Origin of the sequence: Halomonas sp. 113 (assembly GCF_904067645.1) — a bacterium.
GTDB lineage: Bacteria > Pseudomonadota > Gammaproteobacteria > Pseudomonadales > Halomonadaceae > Vreelandella > Vreelandella titanicae.
The window spans coordinates 819,969-844,074 of record NZ_LR881453.1 but is presented as its reverse complement, the minus strand read 5'-3'; the positions used below and the strand labels follow the sequence as shown (position 1 = coordinate 844,074).

Here is a 24,106-nt window from a genome sequence, read left to right as displayed (position 1 = left end):
ATGTGAGGGGCGTAACAAGGAAAGAATAAGAAGCGCGCAGCCGAATCGTTGCGTTCAAAGCAACGGTTAAGAAGCCGGTGAAGGATAGAGAGAATGGTGCAACAACGCATAGACCAGGGAATTACCGAGCATCGACTGGCTTACCTTTACGAGGTTGCCATGCAAGGAGGTGTTAGAGCGGCTGCCGAGTCAGTCGGCGTTAACCCTTCGGCCATTAGCCGGCAAATAGCGCTGCTTGAGCGCCATCTGCAAATTCCCTTGCTCGAAAAACAGGGAAGGAACGTCACGGTGACCCAGGCGGGAAAGCTACTGATCGAGCACCACCGGGAAATGCTGTATCGGCGGCGTCAGTTAGCCGAGACACTGCAGGATATGCGCCACTTGCGTCGAGGCAGTGTCAGCCTACGGGTCGGGCAGGGTATGATCAGTGAATTTGTGGAAGGGCCTCTCCAACAGTTCAGTGCAGATTACCCTGATGTGTTTGTCGATATTCACTCTGGCAACATGAGTGAAACAATCAATATGATGCTGCGGGGCAAAGTGGACATGGCGATCAGCTTTGGTCCATTAGGCGATCCTCCGGTCATGGTTCGCAGTTTTAACCGCGGCCCCATTTGCGCCATAGTGCCGCCACATCATGCTTTGACAGGCCTTGAAGCCATTACGCTTGAAACCCTGGCCTCCCAGCGATTGATCTTTATGGCAGAACAATTCGGCATCCAACAGTACATCAATGAAATGTTCAGCAGCCAACACCTAGCCCCTCTGCCCGCTTACCAGTGCAATCATTTTTCAACGGCTATTGCGCTCGCAATATCAGGGCTAGGTATTGCCTTCATGACGCGGCAGTCTGCACGCCCATTGGTGGATCGTGGTGATATCGTTGCGATCCCTGTCGAGCACTCTTTATCGCATACCGCTACCTGCCATCTCATCCGTAGCCAAGGAAGAAGGTTCACTCCTGCCGCTGAACACCTATGGAAAGTACTCGCGAGCTCAATGCAATCACAGTCTGCCGGGAAGCGCTGAGCTTAAATCAGGTAGCGCTTTTACTCGTTAAATTTGGGGAGTAATTCGCGTCCAGTAATGCCCCCATATGAGGCAGCCAAGGCAACCCGCCACGCTTACCTTAACAGCTAACACCGGGGCTAAAACCGCATGGATGTGCCAGTGCACGGCCAGCATCACTCGTGCGCCCCCACCTTTTCTGGGTGGCTACCCAGCATCAGAAACACCACAACCGACAGTAAAGCGATGAGAATCGCAGCAGCTGTTAGCAAGATCGAGTGCGTGGTGGAGAATGCCGCCTTCGCGGCCATGATGAGTGCATCCGCCTGATCTGCAGCCAGTCCTTGTGCCACAACGATGCTGTCGCTGATCGAGCGCACAGCCTGTGCACCGAGGGCTGGATCCAAGTGTGACGGCAGTACAATAGTGCTGGTATAGACGCTCGCCATGAAAACCCCAAACAGGGTGATGCCGAGCCCACTGCCCAATTCGTAGCCGGTGGCTTCCAAAGAGCCTGCAGCCCCTCCTTTACTGGCGTCCACTGCCCCCATAATGGCAATTGAGGAAGCGGTCAGGCCGATGCTTAGGGTGAGCCCCAGCACGGCCAAGGCTGTTGGCACTGTCCAGTCAGGCGCGTGGAAGTCAGCATGCGCCAGATAGGCCAAAGCGGCTGCCGCAATCGCCATCGACATGCTGGCAACCAACCGTAAGCCGAACCGGTTGGACAGGTAGCCTGCAACAGGGCCACCAACTGCAGCGGCCGCCATGATCGGCACCATAACAAGGCCGGCCTGCAGCGGCGTCTTGTCCAGCACATATTGCAGCTCTTGCGCCAGCGTCAGTTCGACACCTGCCAGTGCGCCGGAAGCCACTAGCGCCATCACCATGCCAGCAACAATGGCCGGATGGCGAAATAGCGATAAGTCCAGCATCGGCTCCGCCGAGCGCAACTGGATACGTGCAAACCAGGTCAGCATCGCTAGCCCCAGGAAGAGCACCAACCCTGCACGCCACAGCGGCTGCCCCGCACCCACCCCAGACTTGATGCCGTAAACCACCGAGATGATACCAACAAGCAAAATCAAGGCCTGACCGAAAGCCCATTTGCCTGGCGTCGTCGCCTCGCGGCGGGGCAGCAGCGCATAGGCGACCGGCGCCACCACTAGCATGATGGGCACATTGATGAGGAATACCGAGCCCCACCAGTAATGTTCCAACAAGACACCACCAATCAATGGGCCAACTGCCGCGCCTGCGGCCCCAACCGTTCCCCATAGGCCAAGCGCCATCGCACGCTCGCGCTCATCTTCGAAGGTTTTGCGGATAACACCTAGCACACAAGGCATAATCATCGATCCGCCAATGGCGAGCAGCACTCGAGCACCGATCAACATGACGGGTGTCGTCGAGAATGCCGCCAGTAGTGACGCCACCCCGAACACCAAGAGTCCGGTCAGCAGCACACGACGCGTACCGATTCGGTCAGCCAGCGTGCCCATCGGCACCAGCAGGCCCGCCATCAGCAGCGGATAAATATCGATGATCCACAGCACTTCGGTGCCAGTGGCACCTAGCGCCGGCGTCAGTACAGGTATAGCGACGTGCAGGATCGTCATGTCGATGACAACGGGCAGGAACGCCAGCATTACAGCAAACAGAACTAGCCAACGTTGTGGGATAGCAGAAAGCATTAGCCACTTAACTCCTAGATAATGATGTCACTTCCAACGCTGCCACTGAAAAGGTGTCTGACACAGGGGACGCCGACAGCGTTAGCACGATAGGCGGAATCAGTCGGCGCATAGCATTAATGCTCTATATCGTTATCGGGTTGTAATGATGAAAGGCGACGAGCCGTACGCCTGCCACTAACGCGCTCCTGAAGACCTATCACGAAAACGAAGAACACCGGGACGAAGAGAATCACCAGAAGCGTTCCGCTAACCATGCCGCCGAAAACGCCCGTGCCTATCGCATGCTGGGTTTTGGCACTGGCGCCAAACGCAACCATCAACGGCACCACTCCCAAGCCGAAAGCGAGTGAGGTCATAAGAATCGGACGCAGGCGCAGACTGGCGGCTTCCACCGCGGCCTCCATCAGCCCCTTACCTTGCTCACGCAACTGTTTTGCGAACTCAACGATCAAGATCGCGTTTTTCGCCGACAACCCGATCACGGTGACCATACCGACTTTGAAGAAAACATCGTTAGGCAGGTCACGCAGCAACATGGCCGCCACCGCCCCCAGCAACCCCAGCGGCACAACCAGGATGACCGACAGCGGAATGGACCAGCTCTCGTAGAGAGCGGCTAACACCAGAAACACCGCCAGGATGGATAGCGCCACCAGCATGGGTGCCTGGGCAGCGGACTGGCGCTCCTGAAGGGACTGCCCCGTCCAGGCCACTGCGAAACCGGGCGGAAGTTGCTGCGCCAGACGCTCCATTTCAGCCATGGCATCACCAGTGGAAGCCCCCTTCGCCGCACTGCCGGAAATGCTGGTGGCGGGATAGCCCAGGTAGCGCACCATTTGTAGCGGTGTTTCGTCCCACACCGGAGTCACCACCTCTGACAGGGAAACCATGCCCCCCCTGCTATTTCGCACATGCAGCTTGAGCACGTCGTCGACCTGCATGCGTGCCGACGCATCCGCTTGCATAATCACCTGCTGCATCCGGCCCTCATTCGGGAAATCGTTGATGTAGGACGACCCCATCGCGGTAGACAGGATTTCGCTAATGTTGGCGAACGACACGCCGAGCGCTTCGGCTTTCTGGCGATCGATGTCAAGACGAATGCTCGCCCCTTCCGGAAGGCCGTCGGAATAGACGTCGCTGACTACCTTGCTCTGCGCCGCCAGTTCAAGCAGCGTCGTCTCGGCAGCCTTAAGGGCCGCCGGCCCCTGGTTGCGTCGATCCTGCAAGAACATCGTAAAGCCGGACTTGGTGCCCAATTCATCAATGGCCGGCGGCAACATACTCATCACCGTCCCTTCGTTCAATTGACTCATGGCTGCCTGAGCTCCTTCCGCTTCACTCGCCGCCGTGGCACCGTCGCGCTTCCCCCACTCCTTTAGCGTGGTGAACGTCAGCGCTGTATTCGCGCCAGCCCCAGAGAACCCGAAGCCCAAAATAGACATATTGCCGTCCACAGCAGGGCGCGCCATGACGTACTCCTCATACGCCTTGACCACATCCAAGGTACGCTCGGTTGTCGCATTAGCGGGCAACTGGATACTGGTCATGAAATAGCCTTGATCCTCTTCCGGCAGAAAAGCCGAAGGCAACTGGCGGAAGGCGAACACCAGCACACCTGCGATGACCACAAACACCAGCATGACCCGACCGCTGCGGGCGACCAGTTTCCCCACACGCGATTCGTAACGGGCGGTCATACGTTTAAGCGACCGGTTGAACACGCCGAAGAAACCGCCTTTGTCGTGGTGCCCCGGCTTAATGGGTTTGAGAAGGGTGGCGCATAGCGCCGGTGTTAGCGTCAACGCCAGAAACGCTGAGAACAGAATCGAGACCACCATCGCCAGCGCGAATTGCTGGTAGATCACACCGACCGAGCCACTCGAGAAGGCCATCGGGATAAACACCACCGTCAATACCAGGGTGATGCCCACCACCGCGCCAGTAATTTCCTTCATCGCCTTGATGGTGGCGTCCTTTGGCGACAATCCCTCTTTGGCCATGATGCGCTCAACGTTCTCGACCACCACGATAGCGTCATCGACGATGATGCCAATCGCCAACACCATGCCAAACATCGTCAGCACGTTGATTGAGAAACCTGCCAGCAGCATCACCGTGAAGGTTCCCAACAACGCAATCGGCGCGACCAGTGCGGGAATCAGCGTGTAACGGATGTTCTGTAGAAACAGCAGCATCACCAGGAACACCAATACCATCGCCTCGATAAGGGTATGCATGACCTTCTCGATAGAAACCTTAACGAACGGGGCCGTATTAAAGGGGACCGATGAGCTCATACCCGCGGGTAGCGCCTGGTTTAACTCAGCCAAACGCGCTTGCACACTTTCCGACGTGCGGACAGCATTGGCGCCGGGTGCCAGCTGTATGGCTGCCGCCGTCGCTGGCTGACCATTCTCACGATTGGAGAAGCCGTAGGATTGGGCCCCTAACTCGACGCGCGCCACATCGCCCAACACCACTTTGGAGCCGTCGACATTAGCGCGAAGCACGATAGCGGCGAACTCTTCCGGCGTGCTCAATTGCCCCTGTGCGGTCAACAGCGAGGACACCTTTTGGCCGGGTAAGGCCGGAGACGCGCCGATGCTGCCCGGCACAATCGGTGCGTTCTGCTCCGTGATCGCGGTCGAGAGATCATTCACCGACAAGCCGAAAGCAATCAGCTTCTCCGGCTCTATCCAGATTCGCATTGCCTGCTCAGCACCGAACAGCTGCACACGACCGACACCATCAATGCGGCGCAGCTCCTCGACGATATTGCGGGCCATATAATCGTTCAGGGCAATCTCATCAAAGCGCCCATCCTCGGAATTCAGACCTACGATCATCAGAAAACTGGATGACGCTGACTCGACGCTCAGCCCATCCTGACGAACCGCCTGGGGTAACCGAGGCTCGACTGCCTTGAGTCTATTCTGCACATCCACTTGGGCCAGTTCCGGATTTGTCCCTGGCTTGAAGGTGGCGGTGACAGAGGCCGACCCTGAAGAGTCCGCCGACGATTCGAAGTACAGCAGATTCTTGACGCTGGACAGTTCTCGTTCGATGAGACTGAGCACGGCATCGTTCATGGTCTGCGGTGTGGCGCCGGGGTAAGTCGCAGTGATGGTCACCGAAGGGGGCGCTACCGAGGGGTAGTGAGCGACCGGCAGCTTAGGAATGGCGATCACGCCCAGCAGGATGATAAACAGCGCGACCACCCACGCAAAGACTGGGCGCTGGATGAAGAACTGAGGCATTGCGGAGACTCCTGAAGCTTAATTAAGAAGATGCCACTGAAGCCTCAAGAGGCGATGACCTATGCCAATCAGTCGCGCTGACTTCGACACCATCAGAAAGTCGCTCTATACCCTCGACGACAACCTTCTGCCCCTCTGTCAACCCCGTCTTAATCCGATAATTACCGTTCGCCAATTCACCAAGCTCCACTGAGACCATCACCGCCTTGTCGCTGTCACCAATCAACCACACGTAGGGCTTACCGCCGATGCGCACCACGGACTGTTGCGGCACCGTCAACGCGTTGTCATAGCGTGCGTAGGGCACGCGAGCACGCACAAACATACCGGGCAGCAGGCGTCGATTGGGATTGTCCACGAGTACACGCAGTAAAAGGTCACCCGTGCTGGCATCCACATTGATGCCCGAAAAAAGAATGCGTCCGGTGACATCGTAGGGTGTACCGTTGCTGCCGAGGATGGTGACCGGTAAACCATTATCTAGCGAAGGTTGCGCCGCCATCGCATCTTGAAGCGATTCAAGTGAGGAAGCCGAACGCTGAACATCGACATAGACCTTATCGATCTGCTGAACACGGGCCATGGGCGTGCTATCGCTGCTGCCGACAAGCGCTCCCACCGTGACCAACTCTTGATCAATTCGGCCAGCAATGGGAGACGCCACCGTGGAGAATTCCAAGTCAAGGCGGCGGCGCGACAGCGTGGCACGCGCTTGGGCCACCTCAGCAGCGGCCTGCTGACTTTTGGATACGGCGTCGTCATAGGCCTGGCGGCTCACCGACTGCCCCCTGACCAGCGACTCCAACCGAGCGGACTGCGCACGGGCATTCGCAAGCTCGGCTTCGGCTTTCTGCAAAGCGGCTTCTGCCGTTTCCACTTCAGCTCGAAACGGCGCTGGGTTGATTTCGAATAATGGCTGCCCCGCACTCACGTCGGTTCCCTGTTCGAAAAGTCGACGTTGAACAATTCCGCTGACCTGGGGACGAATTTCCGCCACTTGAAAAGGAGCGACCCGGGCCGGTAAGTCTTCGGTCAGCTCCAATCTAACGGGTTCCAAGGTAACGACAGACACTCGGGCAGGAGACGGCGTTACTTCTTGCTCAACTGGCCCGCAGGCGGTTAGCACGGTTAGCAGCAAGGCACAGAGGCCACCATTGCGGTAAATATGTCGGATCGTCATGCATCTTCCCTTCAGGCATCGTTTTTTCAGACCTAGCTCATTGAGAAATAGGTAAACATTTGCCTAGCAATAAAATTGAAGGGGACTATATCGCTGTAGCGTGGTATTAACGTCGACGGTATGTGTAGATATGATGGAGAACACAATTAATGTTTCATTAGGCACTTACATGTCCACGACTCAACAGTCGCCAAATTCTTCTTCTGGCCTGCAAGCACTGGTTCTCATCGCCGAAGACGAGCCTGAGATCGCTGATATTCTTCAGGCTTATCTGAGACGTGAGGGCCTTCGAACTATCCACGCAGAAGATGGACGCAAGGCATTGGAAATGCACTTGTCGATGAAACCCGATCTCGTCTTACTTGATGTAAAGATGCCTAAAATGGATGGTTGGCAGGTGCTGTCAGAGGTTCGTCATCGGGGTAAGACACCCGTCATCATGCTGACCGCGATGGATCAGGATATTGATAAACTGATGGGGTTGCGTTTTGGTGCCGACGACTATGTCGTCAAGCCATTTAATCCTGCCGAAGTCGTCGCACGCACTCAGGCAGTGTTAAGGCGCACCATGGCTGATGCTAGCCATCAACCCCGTGTCCTCCGGGTTCCGCCCTTTGAGATCGATCTGGAACAACACGAAGCCTTTGTTCAGGTGGGAGGAGACTCGCATAGTCTTGCATTGACGCTCACCGAATTCAGGTTGTTGACGCACCTTGCACGCGCGCCCAAAAAAGTTTGCACCCGCGCAGAGTTATTGGCCGCCTGCCTCCCCGAGGGTGAGGCGCTTGAGCGCACTGTCGACAGCCATATCAGCAAGCTGCGTAAAAAACTGGAAGACGTCGATGTGAGAGGCATACCCGTTGGCATACGCGGCGTTGGGTACCGGCTGTGGGGAACAGAATGAAACTCATTGGATTGAGCCGGACAATCGCGTTGACAATGGCAGCAATGGCTTTTGGGATCACACTGTTAGTCGTGGTGACCTCTTATGTGTTCTATTTCATTACCTTCCATTTTTGGCAGGGGTCGATTAACGAACCCAACATGTTCCCGTCGGGGCTAGAGTGGGCTTGGCTCGTTGGCACTACGTTGGTTGGGCTGGCGTTCGCCGTGATAGTGGGTATTCACTTGGCACGTCGCATTCTGGTGCCGCTAAACTCCGTCACAGAAAGCATGCGTCGCGTCGCGCAAGGCGACCTGGACGCACGCGCCACGACGGGTGATCGCTCTTTAGGCGAGGCCGCCGTTTTGGCAAACGACTTCAATGCCTTGGCAGACCAATTACAGCGAATGTCCAAGGAAATGACGTTCTGGAATGCGGCTATTGCCCATGAGCTGCGTACGCCCGTTACTATTTTACGCGGACGCCTGCAAGGCTTGGCAGAAGGCGTATTTCCCCCCGAAAAACCCCAGTTTCAAAGCCTCCTTACCCAAATCGACGGTATGGCACAACTGATTGAAGACCTTCGCGCCGTAAGCTTGGCCGAAAGCGGCCATCTGAACCTTGAGATCAAACAATGTGATCTTTCTGCTGAAATTGAATCAGTTGTTGAATTTTGTAGACATGCCCTAGATGCATCAAATCATTATCCAACCCTTGATCTGCAATCTGGCGCCGTGTATTGCGACCCTGTCCGTATTCGTCAGGCATTGCTTGCGTTGCTGGAAAACGCTCGCCAGCATGCATCCCCAGGGACACTCATCATCCAAACGCGCCAGGACGACGGCTGGTGTGTTTTGCGTGTTATAGATACCGGCCCAGGTATTCCTCAGGAATATGCTTCTCAGATTTTCACGGCATTCCGGCATGCGCGGGACGCTGACAGTGGTATGCCAGGAGACAAGCGAGGAAGCGGGCTAGGATTGGCGGTAGTCGCGGCGATTGCAAGAGCCCATGGTGGCGAGGCTAAATGCTACCCCTCTGATGAGGGTGGCTCTTGTTTCGAGTTGCGCTGGCCTTCTCAATCACATAGGGGGTGATGACATAGCGCGTTTACCCTCTTGGCGAACTACTAAGAAAAAATCCTTAGTGGTTGCCTGCTCGCGCAATTGGCGCTGCTCCCAGAGATACACGAGCCGAATAGAGTTCATATTCGGCTCATAGGTTAGTCAGAAAGCTAACTGGGATGGAGAAGTATAGGTGGAGGGAAATCAGGGGAGAAGAGTGGATTGTGAAGAATGGATTGAGAGCATGCTGACGTTCTTGCTCGCGGTTACCCGGGAACGCCGAGGGCGCCCCCAGGTTTAGAATCAGCATACGGCTAAGACTCAACTCCAGCTGCCTGTGCCACCGCCAGCGCCGGTAACGGTGGAGACGGCACCCGACTGGAAGTGGCCCAATAGATTACTGTCGCCGTCGAAGAACAGGATGCTCAGATAGACTGGCGTACCCTGAAATTCGAAACTTACCGTATCACGATAGAGCCGTTCGAGATCTTTGGTATAGACATCCCCAAAGAGAGCGCCGCCGCCCGCTGAGGAGATGCCGCCAGCATTGCCATCGAAGGACTTGCCATCGGTGATGTTAACCTGAAACCTAAGATAGAAGATCAGGCTGGCTACGCTGCCGGTAGCAGGATAGGCCTTCTCGGAAGCCATCAAAGCGTCGGCAACGTCATCGATCTGCTCAGGCTCGAGTTTTTCATGCATGGCAACACGAAAGTCGTGGGCGATCAGTTTTTTATCAATGGTTTGAGGAGCATTGTTTTGAGGAACATTGCTTTGAGGAGCATTCATGGTTAGATACCTCATGCGGATGTTGTGAAATCGGCGGCCGGTCATCGACCGCGGCTTACCTGCCCTAAGCATTTCAGCTTAGATACTGCGCAGTCACAGCATCAGCTCGGCATCACCAATATTGCTAACAATAGCCACACGAAGTACAACGGATCACTTCGGTATCAGCTTCTCTTGCGCCCTTGGCAGCAACGAACTCTTGGAAGATCCTGGAGCAAACGACTGCATAAGGAGAATAACGATGGACACTTCAACGCTTCGGGTTGCCATTATCGGCGGCGGCGTCTCTGGCCTGTCACTGGCCTACTACCTTCAGAAGCTCGGTGGCAAAGCAGCCCAGCAGATAGAAATCACCCTATTCGAGCGCAAAGCCACGCTTGGCGGCAACGCCGAAACGGTGTGGGTCGACCTCGGCAATCGGCGGCAACCGGGCAAGCCCGAGTCGCCCTATCGGCGCTGGGCCGACCTGGGGGTCAATGATGTCAACTTGGCCACCTATCATCGCCTGCGCACGGTGCTTAGCGAGATCGGCGAGCTAGAGCGCATGAAGCCGCTAGAGAATACCGAGAGCTACTTCAGCCGTGACGGAGCGATAGCCCTGACCGATGATAGCGACCTGGCCCGCGGTGTCAGCGACCCCGCCCACGAGCTAAATCAGGCCGAAGGGGGCAAGCTAGCGCCGTTGATCACCGTGGTGCATCAAAGCGCCATCGACCTAGTGGAGAGTGGACGCATTACGCCCCGCTATACGGTAGATGACTTCTTCGACAGCTGTGTCGCCACGCCCGTCGAGATGCTGGCAGCCGCAGCGGATCATTTGAAAATCACCATCGACTGGCAGGACCCGGCGCTGCCAGCTCGGCTGGAACGCATCCGCCACACCATCTACTATCCACGCATATCGGCCATGTACTTCGCCGACGATCGCGGCCCGGGCGGTATGCCACTCCAAGCTCCCTTCGAGTATTACCGCATTCAGGAAGGTGGCTCGCCCCCGGACCGCCGCTACTTCGAGCATGGCTCCCAGCACTGGCTTGAGGCCTTGGCCGCTTATATCGCCAACCCCGAGACTCAGGGCCCAAGAGTCAAAATCCTGCGCGGCATCGACGTAGAGGCAAGGCTCTCGCCCCAGGGCGCAACGCTAGCCGAGCGTACCGCTTCAGGTGAACGCCGCTGGCAGGCAGATATTCTAATCATGGCCACCCATGCTGAAGATGCCCTGCCGATACTGACCTTTGGCGACGGCCTGACTGAGATCCAGCAAGGCCTTCAGCATATTCTTGGCAAGGTGCGCTACACCCGCAGCTTCAGCGTCTGTCACACCGCTGCAGCCCGCCTGCCACCCAATCGCAACCTATGGCGTACCTACAATATCGAAGTACGGAACCCTGAAGACACCTTCTTCCCCTACCGTATCGACTATGTAGCCAACCGCCACCAGAACGATGCAGAGAACAGTGATTACAATCAGGCAGGCCTGCCGCAGTACTTCGTCTCTCTGGTGGATGATCTCAACAAGATTCCCCACCGCGAGATGCTCGAGCGGCGCCCTTCGCCCCTGAACGACTCCATAGCCACCGATCCAAACGAAGCTGGCTACCGAGACCGCTTGCCGCCACTGGGCAGCGCTCTGGAAGGCAAAGCCTGGACCCTGTTCAAGCACAATGTACTGGATGCCAACTGCCTGGAAGCTCAAGCGGAAATCGAGCGCTATAACCGAACCACCGCCCAAGGACGCTACGAGGGAAACCAGAACGTATGCCCGCTGCTGTTTGCTGGCGGTTGGGCGCGCGGCGCGGGCCTTCAGGAGCAGTGCCTGGAACAGTCAGAGCATCTCATCGCCCTGCTGCTGGGGGACACCGGATCAACGTAAAGATAACGCGCGACGACTAGTAACGGCTGGCAGCCATACAAGGCATCGTCATCAGCAGACCAGCCGCTTCGCCCTGGCGCCAGCAATCCCGTAAAGCTTCCAGAGCGCTAGACTCGCCGTTCTCTTCGCAGCTCTCCAACCAAACAGCGTGAGCCTCAATCAGCGCTCGGTGATGCTCGCCCCAGGCACAGGGCTCCGCCGCCATCAGCTGGGTCAAGCGCTGGGCATAGTGGCGGGCTGCGGAAGGGCGATGGTCAAGCAAGCTAACCTCCGCCGCCGTGACCAAAAAACGGTAGCCGTTGTGCCCCACGCAGCCAGCATCCAACAGCGCTTCACCCTGTTGTAGCGTTTCCAAGCGAGCCTCGGGATCCTCTTCCAACAGCGCCCGAGTGCCGAGCACCCAAGGGCCAATAAAGGCCGTCAGACGGTGCTGTTCCACCAACTGCCAGGCACGCTCGATACTGGCTCGCGCCTCAGCCTGTCGTCCGGTGATCAGCTCGATACGGGCACGGCTCTCCAACAGAAAGGCCTCGAAGCGCCCTGACCCCAGGCCGCGAGCCACTGCCAGCGCCTGTGTGACCTGCTCGTCGGCCGCATCGGGATTGCCCTGGGAAATCAGAACCCAGGACGCCGTTAGCCGAGCCACCACTTCAGCACGCCGATTGCCAACACGCTTGCCCAGCTCAGCAGCATCGAAACAGTCGGCCAACGCCGCCTCGGTCTCGTTAGCATAAAGACGAGCCGTACCCAGCATGAACAAATTAGAGGCTTCTAGGTCAGCGTGGCCGTGGGTTCGGCAGAGTGCCACACAGTGGTCGAAAAGCTCGTAGGTGCTGCGCATCTGCCCCTCGGCATAATGCGCATCGCCTAGCCCACTCAGGGCCTGGATTTCGGTATGCACATCGCCACCCAATCGGGCCTGCTCCAGTGCCCGAGTGTGGTAGGCCCGGCTGGTGGCAAAATCGCCCCGGGGGAAATAGAGATTACCTTTTAGGTAAAGCACTTCAGCTAGGGGCAAAGGGTCTTTCAGCATCTCGGCCAGGGGCAACAGCCCATCGAGTATCGCTTCTTCTGCCTCTAGGGCATCGAGCATGTTCAGCACCCGGGCTAGCCAAAGATCCGCGGTAATGCGCTGACACTCCTCTCGGGCGAACGTGCGCGCCGTCTCGAAGTGCTCGCGAGCCGCCTGGATGCGCCCGGTCGCCATCGCCACTTGGCCTTGCAGCAGCACTAACCGGTACTCATCCTTCGGCGCATAATCGATGGCTCGGCATTGTCTCAGCAGCGCCATGGCTTCCTCATGCCGATAACGCAGCATTTCCGCTGCCACCGCCTCCAGGAACGCATTCGGTGCTTCCAGGGAACGTGCACGGTGAAGATGGCGCGCACGTAGCCCCAGTTCCGTTTCACCATAGAGCTCGGCCAGCCGGAGATGCAGGCGGTCGCGTTGTATTTTTGGAATCCCTTCGTAGATGCCCTGTAGAATCAGGTCATGCACAAAGCGATAGCTCCCCTCTTCCAGCGGGCGTACTAAACTGTAGCGCTGGGGGAGTTCAGGTCGATAATCGGCCTGCCCCACCACTTCCTGCAGCAACGCTAGCGAGAAGCGCTGCCCCATAACGGCAGCGACGCACATGGCCCGACGATCCAGGTCGGTGAGCTGATCCAGCTTGGTCTGTACCAGATTAGCTAGGCTGGCTGGCAAGCTGCAGTGGGGATGAAACAGCAACAGTTGAGTCAGAAACAGCGGATTGCCCTGGGCCTGAGTGACAAGGCGGGAGGCATGCTCGGTGGGAACCGCTCCGAAGCTGGCTACCAGGGCCTCGGCCTCTTGGGGGCGCAATGGAGGAAGTTCGATCAGGGTTAGCGGCGACTCAGGCAACTGTGGCCTTAGACGGGTCTCTAGTGGGTCCTGCTCTAAGCGTGAGGTAAACAGCCAGATCACCGGTGCTTCCAGGGTCTCCTGGAGTAGCCCAGTCAGGGTTCCCAGCAGCGCCTCATCGGCCCAGTGAAGGTCTTCCACCACCAGCAATTGGGGGCGATGAATAGACCGCGCCAGGAGAGTGTCGCGCAGTGCCAGAACCAAACGCTGGCTGCGGGTCTCCGGGGTCATGGCCGCATAGAGACGCTGCGCATCCTCTGGCTGAGCCAGCCCCAGCAACGGGCGCAGCAGCATGGCATGATCCACGGGCAAACGCAGCGCCGAAAGGCGAGCGAGTAGGCTCGCTTCGTCTATCGTTTCACCTTTCGTCTCATCGGACGTTTGAAGCAGCGAACGAGTCAGCTGCATCAACGGGCCTTCATCGGCACGCGTGCCGAAGTCCAACACCTCGGCCTGATGATGATCGGCATGCGCCGCCGCCATCTCGGCAAACTCGGCGCTGAGACGCGTCTTGCCGATGCCCGCCACGCCGCGAATATAGATCAGATGGCCAGCCTGATAGTCACAAGTACTCTCTAAAATGGCCTGCAGCTGCCCCAACTGCACTCGGCGCCCCACCAGTTCGAAGCGGGCCTCCTGAGATTCGTCTCGGGGATGGCGGTAGCGCAGCCAATCCCCGCCTTCATCATCGAAGATAAAGCGTTCCGCCAACTGCACCGCCACCCCGCGCTCAACCCAAACACCGCTCCGCTCTTCCGCTATCGAAGGGGGCGTAGCGGACGGCCATTGGCCAGCCTGGAGATATACGACCTTCGCCACCCCCTGTTCCACCAGGGTCGCGGCGCACAACAGGCCCCGCTGGGCATCGCTACGGTAAGCCCGGGGCAGACCAAACAGGGCCGTCCCTTCTTCCGCCAGGCTGCCGCCGAAATGCTGAACCCAGGTCGCCAGGGTTGGCTGGTCAGCCACCACAGCATGCAATTGGATCAAGACACGCGCGCTTTCCATCTCTTCGCTATCAGCGGCAGGCACAGCGGCGGCCTCTTCCGCATTCGCTGACAGCGCCTCAACCTCGACGCCGTAGATCTCAGCCAAGTGGCGAGCGGTGCGATAAAGCACCGCCCGCCCACTCTCGGCCCGTTTAATCGAAGCAATAGAAACGCATAGGCGCTGGTCGAAGCAGTACTCGGCCAGCGCCTCCTGACTAAAGCCCAGCCGTTTGCGGTGCTGCTTCAAGCGCTGGCGATCCAGCCGCAAACGCCCATCTTGGGGAGCGATCATGATTGCCTTCCTTTCTCGAACACGCGGGAAATGTCGACCATGGCACTGCATCACGCTTTACATGAAAAATCGGCGTGCAAAGACTGGCTAGCTTTTGTGCAAGCCTATGGTTTTTTAGTATTAGATGGAACTAAGCCTAGCAGATTACGAGCTAGTGCAGAGCAAGCGGCACTAGTTTTGAGGAAAGATGAGCAGAAATACATAGACCTACCACCTCGCCCATTCAGCTCACAGGATGAGCCGATTATGGTTTATATTCGGCTCATAATATAGCCAGATACTAATTGGAATTTGGTAGAATAGAAGCAGTAGCAGAAAAAGCTTGATGCAGCTATAGCTGACGGTCATGCGTAGCGTTAAAGCCAACATTAAAGAGGCAATTAGATAGCCAAAAGACTCACCCCGTTTGTTATTGCCTATGATTTTGATGGTACTGAAGGCCGTTACTACACGATTTAGCTTCTCGGCTGGCTCCCACTGGTGCTGTCCATTCTGGAGGTAATCCTGGTTATTCAGGGGCCTTCCAGGCCAGTCCAGGAAATCGGCGTATCGCATAAGATGATTTACGTTCTTTACGTGCAGATTTTACATATGCTGACGTGCGGGTATTCGTGGATTGGGTCATTGAACGCATACAACTTGCTGAGCCACGGTGGCAAATTAGCAATATCATTTAAAGGTTTGCGCTCGCCCCCCCCCCCTGCTATCCGGCATACGGCCTTTACCTAGGCAGATCGATGCCTCGCGACGCAGGGACTTACAGCCCACGGCTCCACACCTGACCGACAAGATCCTTACCGAAGCTGTGATGGGGCGTTTCCTCAACCAGTTCGAAACCCGCCCTTTCATAGATTTTTCGCGCACCAATAAGAACACTGTTGGTCCACAAGATGATTTTTTTATAGCCAGCTTGGCGGGCGAATCTTAGGCATTCATCGACAAGACGGCCACCTATTCCAAGACCTCGGGCGCAGGGATCGACATAGAGTAACCGCAGCTTTGCGGTCGCTTCGTCTTCCCTAACGACGAACACGGAGCCAACGACACTGCCTTGCTTCTCGACGACCCAGCACCGTTCCCATTGCGGGTCATAATCACGCAGATACTTGGCGACGATGTCTGCTGTCAGTGCTTCATATTCACTGTTCCAGCCGTACTCTTGGGCATAAAGAACCGCCTGCCGATGGACGATCCATCCCATATCGCCCGGCTGCGGGTCGCGCAGCAGGTAGTTCGAATCGGTATCGCCAAGCAGGCTCTCAATTTGATGCATCGCCTCGATCAACTGGTGTTGCTCAGGCTCCGAAAGCCGCTTGAGCATGGCAACAACTTCGCGCTGCGACGCATCACTCAACGGCAGGTAAGTTTCCCGCCCATGATCAGTCAATTGCAGTTGCGCCGCCCGGCGATCGGAGGGCAAGGGAATCCTGGTGATGAGCCCCTTCTTCTCGAAGCCTTTCAGCACCCGGCTCACGTAACCGGCATTGAGCCCCAGCTCCCGGCAAATATCCGAGCTGGTAAGCATCGACCGATGCGCCAGCTCATACAGAATGCGAACCTCCGTTAGCGAGAATGGGCTTTCCAGCAGATGCTCGTGTAGCACACCGATCTGACGCGTGTAGAAACGGTTGAAGCTTCGCACCGTTCCAGCTCGCTCATGCAAGCGCTGTTCTACGGCCATAAAGAGGCCTCCAGTTAGTTGCCTTAAGCACATAATTAATTGCTTTAGGCAACTATGTCAACAAGATCTCATAAGAAACTACTGACAAAATAAAAGAAGCTCACTCGACTGCGCGACGACCTGAATATCAAGCGCCACACATCTCCCAAACAGGCATCTCCCAAGCAAGCAACACTCAATGAACAAAAACCATCACCACCAGCACCATGGTCAGCAATAGCAAGTACACCCTGGCATGAAGACGGTCAGGAATGCGTCCGATCCAGGTCGATGCCAAGCGGATACCGAGCCATGAGCCCACTGCGAGTACCAGCAAGGCGCGCAGATCCACATAACCGGCATACCAGTCCCCCAACGCTGGGTGATTTGCCGACAGCAACACATACGTCGCGGAGCCACTCACCGCCATGGGCAACGACAACGGATTGGCCATGGCAGTAGCTGCCGTCATACTCGCGCCTCTACGGCGCATGAGCGGTACGGTCATCACACTGCCGCCAACGCCCAGCAAGGCGGCCACCGCACCAATCAATGTCCCCGTCATCGCCGTTACCCCACGCCCCATAGGACGCACATCACTCCCCGCCTGATGCAGAAAACCGGGTCGCAGAGCGGCATCCGCAATCGTGATGCTCAGATAGCCGATGAACGCCCAGCGCACCCACTCCCCGCTCAACGACACGGCAGCCGCCGCGCCAAGCACGGCGCCCACGGCGATATAGCCCACCAGCGGACGCACCAGGTGCCACTGCACGGTCTGCCGTAGATGGTGGCGCCATGTAGACAGGGAAGCAGCAAATACCATCAACGCCGTCGAGGTGGCCACCGCGATATGCATGGCCGCCTGACCGATACCACTATCCGGCCCATGGACGGAAATCAGCAGGGTATACAGCAAGGGAACCACCACAAACCCACCACCGAAACCGAACAACACGGTAGTCACTCCCGCCAACCCGCCACAAAGAAGCAATACGCTATACACCGGCACTCTCCTGATGAAACGAAACAGCAGGCACTATATGCTGGCGAGGATTGGCCGACATTCGTCACTCGGACAACCATCAACGCGTTTCAGCCAGGTTAACGCTAATGCTCAAGACACCTCTTTCAGATGTGGATCATGTGGCACGGCCCATAGTGGCCATCGTTACTGACTACCGCCCCGGCACCCTCCTCGATTTTCATACCCATCGGCGTGCCCAGTTTCTCTATGGCATGAGCGGCGTGATGGAAGTCAATACGGATGACGGCGACCAGACCACTGCTACCCGCAATCGCGCCGCCGATATCGAAGATCTCCGGCGCATAAGCGCCGAAGAAGAACCACCAGTCAAAGAGTCGCCAAGGGTGATAGACCGGCGTGCCGAAGAGATCAAACCAAGGAGAACCGAGGCGTAGCTGATAGCCCAGGGCGGCGGCGGTCCACTGTGTGGCGCCCCAAACACCGACAATCACGATGCCGAAAATGGCAGTGACCTGTCCGAACAATACGCCCTGAGAGTGCATTCACCGACCTCCGATATCTTCGCGCTAATGCCTCGTTCCATCGCGACACAAGGACGCCGTATAACGCGAGGATCAGTGCCGAGCCGGTGCCGATCAAAGATCTATTATCGGGATGGAGTTGATGAAAAAAACATCTTTTCATACCGGAAATAACACAATAAAAACGCCGCAAGCGGGAGCGCGTTGCGGCGTGTCAGTAAAGAAAAGAGGAATTTGTTGTCAGTGGTCTGACATCAGAACTTAGGTGACTCCTCCGGTGGTGTATAGGGCGTTTCCCCATCGCCATAGAATCGCTTGCGTGTGGCTTCGGCGACTCGGTTGCATAACACATCGGCCCGCTCCGCCTTGCACTGCCGACGCAGCTCCGTCAACTGTTTGGAATCGCCGGACAGCTCGTCCACGGTCGGCTCTTCGGACCTTGCTCGGCGCTTTCGATGGGCCGCAACCGGACAGCGCTGCAACCAGCAGTGATGGGATAACCTGCTTCATAGCTCGACATCCCCCTAGCCAAGTTCGGGTGGAGGGACAAGCCTTATACCCTCAGATGATGCAAGGCCCTGCACCCGCTCAATGAAGCGAATCAAGACATCCGATATCTCCGCTTCCCGACGCAACAGATACGTTGTCAGCATCGGCGATCGCCCTGACAGCGGATGGGCCACCACGCCACACATCACGACTAGCCGTGATGTGTGTTGCACCAGCTAATCCCAAGGCAAAACCGGCCGATACCAGCGCCATCATCAGGTCGCAGGGCGCGATCAATCTGGCGCGCATGGCCTTCACAGACCTCAGCACCAAGGGATAACGCAGCACTTCCTCCAGAAGAATACGCTTATGTGAGAGCAATGGATGCCGCGCGGGTCAGCCTTGTGCTGCGGCTGGTGCGGATGAACAACTGTTCTCTCAGGTTTTCTTCTAGTTTCTTAATCGTGCGTGACAACGGTGACTGCTCAATGTGCAGTCTTTCGGCCGCGCGAGCGAAGTGAAGTTCTTCAGCGACAGCCAAGAAACACCTCAGGTGACGGAGTTCCATACCACTCCCTCATAGCCAGCGTGCAAGAATGCCACGGCATGGCATCTCCCCGGCCATGCTTCCTCCCCCAACACCATTACTTGTCAATGAAAGTGAACTATATCCTTTCTGCAACGGCTCTCGGAGGAGTAATTGGGTTAGGAGGCGATGAACGTAGCAGTGTAGCCAGAGCAAGTGACAAAACACTCACCCAAAATACCAAGTGAAATCCGCTAATATAGCCAAGCACATGTGATTCTCGAGTCAGCCCTTGTGCAATACCCGACAACCCTATATTGGATAGCCTTTCAACGACGACAGGATCTCCTTCCTGCAAATACATACTTAGTGAAGCACGACTCGTATCCCCTGCCATCCGTAGCCAAGTCGACATAACAGTACCTGCCACTACTGGGGTCATTACACGAGCGATCGGAATATAAGCACCCAACGCTATCGTATGCTGCGGGTTAATATTTGTGACAAAAGCAGCAATCAAACCAATCAACATAATGCTTTCACCCAGCGCTTGAAAAACAAGCATTGAGATAAACTGCTCCGTTCTCCAGCTATGACTGATGTCGCCTCCCATCCATGCAACAACGGCAATCACCGTGACCCCTAGAATAATCAGCAGCCGAGCCTCTATCCGTCGAGCCAGGAAGATAGCCAACGGTATCGAGGCCAGATAAGCGCTGAATGCAACGAAAGTGGCAGTACTAACCTGCAGTGGCTTGAGACTTCCCATTTCTTGAATAAATGTCGGAATAAGCAGCGAAGTAGGTGTCATCAAAACGCCAAATAAGCAGGCAATCACCATGCAGATTCTGACATTCCAGTTGCTCAGTCCGATAAGCTCGCCAAATCTGTTTCTCTTCGTTATTACTGCACGCACAACGGCTGAGGAAAAGAGCACTCCCCCACCTGTCAAAGAGGAAACGACAAGCCCAGAATCCCACCACCCCAAGCGTTCGGCTGATTCAAGACCAATAAAAATCAGTACCAACCCGCTGCAGAATAGAGCCATGCCTCCCCAATCCACCTCATACCACTTTTCACGCTCTACAGGTGCCAGAGGTATCGCTTTCCATGTTAATAGAGCAATGATTGGTGCGACAATGCTCGCTGTCCAGTAAACCCAGTGCCAACTGATCTCTTCCACGAAAAATCCCGAGATGCCGACCCCTGCATCCATTCCCGTTGAGACACGCAGGCTATAGGCGGCCATGACCATGAGCCAGAATTGTGGCTGTAGATTGCGTAGTGCCAGAGAAACCGTCAGAGGGAGGTAAATCCCCAGGCAAAGCCCTGTGATGGAGTGCAGAATCAGTAACATTGGATAGTTTTGCGCGGATATGGGGATCAACAAGGTCACCAAGCCAAGTACGAGACTGGGAGCGACTAACACCCGCGTCGGACCGATTACCGTGGCCAGCCAGGGGACAATCGGCATGGTGATCAACTGGGCACCATTCAGTGCCGTACCCAACCACGCAGCCTCCAGCACATCCAACCCAAATTGACCGCGCAGGTCGGTCAGCGCCATCGAAAACAGCCGCCCCTGCAAGGTCGTCAGGACCGCTCCCAGGAAAATCGCCATTACGGTCAAGACGGGCCGCGGCCGGACGGTATTGGAAAGCATGTCCGGGAGCTTCACCATTGACCCGCTCCCTTACGAGAGGCGGAACTCACCATCTCTAACGAAGAGGGCGGATAAGACGCTATCAGCTTCCCCTCGGTATTGATGGAAGTTTCAGCCGACATACCCGGCCGCAACTTCGAGATGGATTCCTGCCCTGGCTCCAGTTCAATACGAACCGGTATTCTCTGCACGACCTTGGTAAAATTGCCTGAAGCATTGTCAGCTGGCAATAATGCGGTTTCACCACCACTCATAGGAGAGATTTCCGCCACACGGCCTCGGAACGTCATCTCAGGCAACGCATCGACGGTCAGTTCGACCGGCTGACCATCCATCACATGGGCAAGCTGCGTTTCCTTATAATTGGCTATGATGTAAGGCCGTGCTGAGGGAACGAGAGAAACAATTTGCGTTCCAGTGGTGACCAGGCTGCCACGCTGAACTTTCAGCTTGCCAATGACACCATCGAAAGGTGCCACAATTCGCGTATAGTCAAGATCATGGCGAGCAGCTTCGAGATCAGCGGTGGCTGCATCCAACTCGGCTCGACGGACGGCTCTTTGGCCTTCTAAAACACTCAACGAAGTATTTGCCAGCTCTAATTCTGCAACCGCCTCATCATGTTGACTTTCAGCGTGATCCAAGTCTGCCTGGGCTCTTTCAAACACTTGACGGGATAGCGCCCCCTCCTGAACCAGCCCAGACTGGCGTTCTGGGCTAGTTTGATACTGGTGCACCCTTACCTCGGTCCCGCGCACTTTGGCCTGAGTTTGCTCAATGCGCGCACGCTGCTGAGTCACCTCTCGATCCAGGTTCTCCAACTCAGCCTGGGCCTTGGCTTGGGCCGCTTCTCTGGCAGAGATCTTGAGCCGAATATCGACATCATCAATCTGAGCAATAATGTCACCCGCCTGGACGGCTTGATAATCACCGACTGGTAATACGTTGATATACCCTGAGACCCTGGCACTCAGTATCGCGAAGTTCGATTTTACAAAGGCATTTTGAGTCGTTTGTATCGTTCGATTACTTGTCCAGTGACGCCAATGTGTCGTTGCCAGCACTACCAACACGCAAATGGCAACACATCCTACCCATGGTGCCACACGCACAGTCCAGGACCGCCGTTTACCTACTTCAGACGTGCTCATGATGACTTACCCGTAAAATGTATGGTTGAGTTTGAGGTATCGAAACCACCACCCAAAGCGCGGTTGAGTTCGGCATCAAGCACCAAGGCGCGCGACCTTATATCCGCTTGCTGTTTGCGTGCTTGAAGTAAGGCATTCTGGGCATTCAACACGGTCAGATAGTTCGTCAAACCAGACGCGTATTGCCGCTTAGCTAGATCAAATGCTGTACGTCTAGCAGACAAGGCTCGCTCTTGAGCCTGAAGCTGTGGTTCCAGTGCGTCCAACGAGACCATCTGATTCGCTGCATCGCGAACAGCCGCCAGCAACACTTGGTTGTAGATTTCAACGGCGGCATCAAGGTCCGATACTCGCTCTTTTAGCTGGGCACGCAATTGGCCAGCATCAAAAATTGGCAAACTGATGGCAGGTTCAATACTGTAGGTGCGGCTACCTGCATCAAACCAGTCAGACAACCCCACAGAAAGACCTTGTCGAGCCACACCTGCGAAAGCACGTAAGTTAATATTTGGATAAAAATCGGCTTTGGCCACTTCAACGCCCTGAGTGGCCACCTCCACGCGCCAACGCGCCGCCACGACATCGGCGCGCTGGCCAATCAGTTCAGCGGGTATTGATGCTGGTAAGAAGGATTCCCGTGCTGGCTCCACGTTTGGCACCGCATCGGCCAACGCCTTCATCGGTAACCCTGCCAAGGCTGCCAACGTATTTCGTTGCAAGCTGATCCGTTCATCGAGCTCAGCAATATCGCGTTCCGTGGCGGGCAGATCACCCTCGGCTTGCCAGCGCTCAACCTCGGTATCGAGCCCCGCCTTAACCCGAGACTCGACAATACGCAGAGTTCTGGTGCGCAATTCGAGAGCGTCCTCAGCTAACTTTTTTCTCTCCAGCAATCTGGATAGCTCAAACCAACTCTCGGCAATCTGACTGGTGAGTAAAATCTTTGCATCTTGCACCTCGGCTTGCCGTGCTGCCTTTTCTCCCAGCACTACATTTAAGGCAGCACGCTGCCGCCCCCAGAAATCGAAGGTATAGCGAGCTTCAGCCCCAAGAACAAAAGTCGATCCATAATGCCCCGCCAAAGGCGCGTCGGCATCGTATTGCTCTGCATAACGTTTACGCGTTGCACGAGCACTCCCGTCCACCTTGGGCCCACGTTCCGCACTGGCTTGATTGGCGACAGCAGCCGCTTGGGAGACGCGTGCTTGGGCCAACCGTATGTCAGGACTCTGGGAAAGCGCTTGATTTATCAGCGCATTCAAACCGGAATCATGATAACGCTCCCACCAATGCGATGATGGCCGATGCCACTCTATATCCACGGCCCCAAAAGATTCCGGGGTATTCAAAGTGGACTGGGAGTTTTCTACGTCCCCCATGCTGGCACAGCCCGAAAGCGTGACTGCGAACATAAAGCTACAGAGGTATTTCATCATCAACACCAACCTAACACTGTTAGTCTAATAACACGCATGCTAGACTAACAATGTTAGATGTCAACCTCTACAGAGAAAGAACATGGCGACAAAAGCACCTCGAATCGAGCGATCCAAGGTCATCGAGACCGCACTGTCACTACTTGACCAATATGGAATTGAAGGGCTTACGATGCGCAAGCTGGCACAAGCGCTCCAGATACAAGCACCTTCGCTGTATTGGCATTTCGAAAATAAACAATCACTTATCGACGGTATGGCCGATGCCCTGGTTGACGGTGTTGCAAAGGATCTACCCGAAGCACAGCCATGGGAGGATCGTGTCCGCCAAGTCGCCGTAGAACTTCGACTAGCGCTGTTACGACACCGTGATGGTGCACGAGTGTTCGAAGGCACCTATGTCGTCACCGACAACGTGTTGCGTACCGGCGAAGCTATGATCTCAGCTTTTATGCAAGCAGGTGCAGATGCGGAGCTAGCTGCCACCTCCAGTTTCACTGTGACCTACTATCTCTTGGGCCTCGTGATGGAGGAGCAAGCACTGGGGCCCGAGAGCAATTTGGATCTGGCTGCACGCAAACAGACTTTTCTCGACTCAGCGCGAGAGAAACATCCACACAGCTGGGCCGCACGCGAAGCGATCTTTTCAGAAGATTTCGACGGTCGTTTTGCAACTGGCCTGGATTTGCTCATCGCAGGAATTAAACAACAAATCACCGTACCTCATCACCGGCTTTAATCATTCCTAGGGTTGTTAT

General features: G+C 56.1%; 18 protein-coding genes. 5 read left to right on the top strand and 13 right to left on the bottom strand.

Going from position 1 to position 24,106, the window contains the following annotated elements; all coding sequences use genetic code 11:
• The first annotated feature begins 93 nt into the window (after window positions 1-93).
• Window positions 94-1,029: a LysR family transcriptional regulator gene (locus tag YERSI8AC_RS04145; protein WP_022519781.1), complete on the top strand. Its 936-nt coding sequence runs from the start codon at window positions 94-96 to the stop codon at window positions 1,027-1,029.
• Window positions 1,030-1,184: 155 nt separating this feature from the next.
• Here YERSI8AC_RS04145 and YERSI8AC_RS04140 read toward each other — a convergent pair whose 3' ends face one another.
• From YERSI8AC_RS04140 to YERSI8AC_RS04130, 3 genes are all read right to left on the bottom strand, one after another.
• Window positions 1,185-2,699 carry an MFS transporter gene (locus tag YERSI8AC_RS04140; RefSeq protein ID WP_159176157.1) on the bottom strand — a complete coding sequence of 505 codons (1,515 nt, stop codon included), beginning with the start codon at window positions 2,697-2,699 and terminating at the stop codon, window positions 1,185-1,187.
• 116 nt (window positions 2,700-2,815) lie between these two features.
• The gene (locus YERSI8AC_RS04135) at window positions 2,816-5,962 is read right to left on the bottom strand and encodes a multidrug efflux RND transporter permease subunit (RefSeq protein WP_159176156.1); all 3,147 of its coding nucleotides are present in this window, start codon (window positions 5,960-5,962) and stop codon (window positions 2,816-2,818) included.
• Between the two features lie 22 nt (window positions 5,963-5,984).
• On the bottom strand, window positions 5,985-7,142 hold the full coding sequence (locus YERSI8AC_RS04130) for an efflux RND transporter periplasmic adaptor subunit (RefSeq protein WP_159176155.1): 1,158 nt from the start codon (window positions 7,140-7,142) through the stop codon (window positions 5,985-5,987).
• Between the two features lie 130 nt (window positions 7,143-7,272).
• On the opposite strand from YERSI8AC_RS04130, the gene YERSI8AC_RS04125 reads away from it, so the two are divergent.
• A complete protein-coding gene (locus YERSI8AC_RS04125; RefSeq protein WP_236557236.1) occupies window positions 7,273-8,046 on the top strand; it encodes a response regulator in 774 nt (257 codons plus the stop codon).
• Window positions 8,043-9,122, top strand: coding sequence for an ATP-binding protein (locus tag YERSI8AC_RS04120; protein ID WP_159176154.1), 1,080 nt, complete (start codon window positions 8,043-8,045; stop codon window positions 9,120-9,122). Before YERSI8AC_RS04125 ends, YERSI8AC_RS04120 begins: the two co-directional genes overlap by 4 nt.
• Before the next feature lie 288 nt (window positions 9,123-9,410).
• Here YERSI8AC_RS04120 and YERSI8AC_RS04115 read toward each other — a convergent pair whose 3' ends face one another.
• Window positions 9,411-9,878 (bottom strand): VapA/VapB family virulence-associated protein, encoded by a 468-nt coding sequence (locus tag YERSI8AC_RS04115; protein WP_101148383.1) that lies wholly within the window; start codon window positions 9,876-9,878, stop codon window positions 9,411-9,413.
• 241 nt (window positions 9,879-10,119) lie between these two features.
• Here YERSI8AC_RS04115 and YERSI8AC_RS04110 point away from each other — a divergent pair, with 241 nt between their 5' ends.
• The gene (locus YERSI8AC_RS04110; protein WP_236557235.1) at window positions 10,120-11,751 is read left to right on the top strand and encodes an FAD-dependent oxidoreductase; all 1,632 of its coding nucleotides are present in this window, start codon (window positions 10,120-10,122) and stop codon (window positions 11,749-11,751) included.
• Between the two features lie 16 nt (window positions 11,752-11,767).
• Here YERSI8AC_RS04110 and YERSI8AC_RS04105 read toward each other — a convergent pair whose 3' ends face one another.
• The 9 genes from YERSI8AC_RS04105 to YERSI8AC_RS04065 form a co-directional block, all read right to left on the bottom strand.
• Window positions 11,768-14,914: an ATP-binding protein gene (locus YERSI8AC_RS04105; protein WP_159176152.1), complete on the bottom strand. Its 3,147-nt coding sequence runs from the start codon at window positions 14,912-14,914 to the stop codon at window positions 11,768-11,770.
• Window positions 14,915-15,671: 757 nt separating this feature from the next.
• Window positions 15,672-16,595, bottom strand: a complete 924-nt coding sequence (locus YERSI8AC_RS04100; protein ID WP_236557234.1) for a bifunctional helix-turn-helix transcriptional regulator/GNAT family N-acetyltransferase — start codon at window positions 16,593-16,595, stop codon at window positions 15,672-15,674.
• 175 nt (window positions 16,596-16,770) lie between these two features.
• A complete protein-coding gene (locus YERSI8AC_RS04095) occupies window positions 16,771-17,580 on the bottom strand; it encodes a sulfite exporter TauE/SafE family protein (protein ID WP_159176150.1) in 810 nt (269 codons plus the stop codon).
• A 125-nt stretch (window positions 17,581-17,705) separates the two neighbouring features.
• A complete protein-coding gene (locus YERSI8AC_RS04090; protein ID WP_442907203.1) occupies window positions 17,706-18,104 on the bottom strand; it encodes a hypothetical protein in 399 nt (132 codons plus the stop codon).
• 233 nt (window positions 18,105-18,337) lie between these two features.
• Window positions 18,338-18,505: a hypothetical protein gene (locus YERSI8AC_RS04085; protein ID WP_425336964.1), complete on the bottom strand. Its 168-nt coding sequence runs from the start codon at window positions 18,503-18,505 to the stop codon at window positions 18,338-18,340.
• 434 nt (window positions 18,506-18,939) lie between these two features.
• Window positions 18,940-19,140 carry a LysR family transcriptional regulator gene (locus YERSI8AC_RS04080; protein WP_171051215.1) on the bottom strand — a complete coding sequence of 67 codons (201 nt, stop codon included), beginning with the start codon at window positions 19,138-19,140 and terminating at the stop codon, window positions 18,940-18,942.
• A gap of 97 nt (window positions 19,141-19,237) precedes the next feature.
• Window positions 19,238-20,779, bottom strand: a complete 1,542-nt coding sequence (locus YERSI8AC_RS04075) for an MFS transporter (RefSeq protein ID WP_201304178.1) — start codon at window positions 20,777-20,779, stop codon at window positions 19,238-19,240.
• Entirely contained in the window at window positions 20,773-21,912 is a 1,140-nt protein-coding gene (locus YERSI8AC_RS04070) for an HlyD family secretion protein (RefSeq protein WP_159176149.1), read from the bottom strand. Before YERSI8AC_RS04070 ends, YERSI8AC_RS04075 begins: the two co-directional genes overlap by 7 nt.
• On the bottom strand, window positions 21,909-23,345 hold the full coding sequence (locus tag YERSI8AC_RS04065) for an efflux transporter outer membrane subunit (protein WP_159176148.1): 1,437 nt from the start codon (window positions 23,343-23,345) through the stop codon (window positions 21,909-21,911). Before YERSI8AC_RS04065 ends, YERSI8AC_RS04070 begins: the two co-directional genes overlap by 4 nt.
• 85 nt (window positions 23,346-23,430) lie before the next feature.
• On the opposite strand from YERSI8AC_RS04065, the gene YERSI8AC_RS04060 reads away from it, so the two are divergent.
• Window positions 23,431-24,087 (top strand): TetR/AcrR family transcriptional regulator C-terminal domain-containing protein, encoded by a 657-nt coding sequence (locus tag YERSI8AC_RS04060; RefSeq protein ID WP_159176147.1) that lies wholly within the window; start codon window positions 23,431-23,433, stop codon window positions 24,085-24,087.
• Window positions 24,088-24,106: the final 19 nt, after the last annotated feature.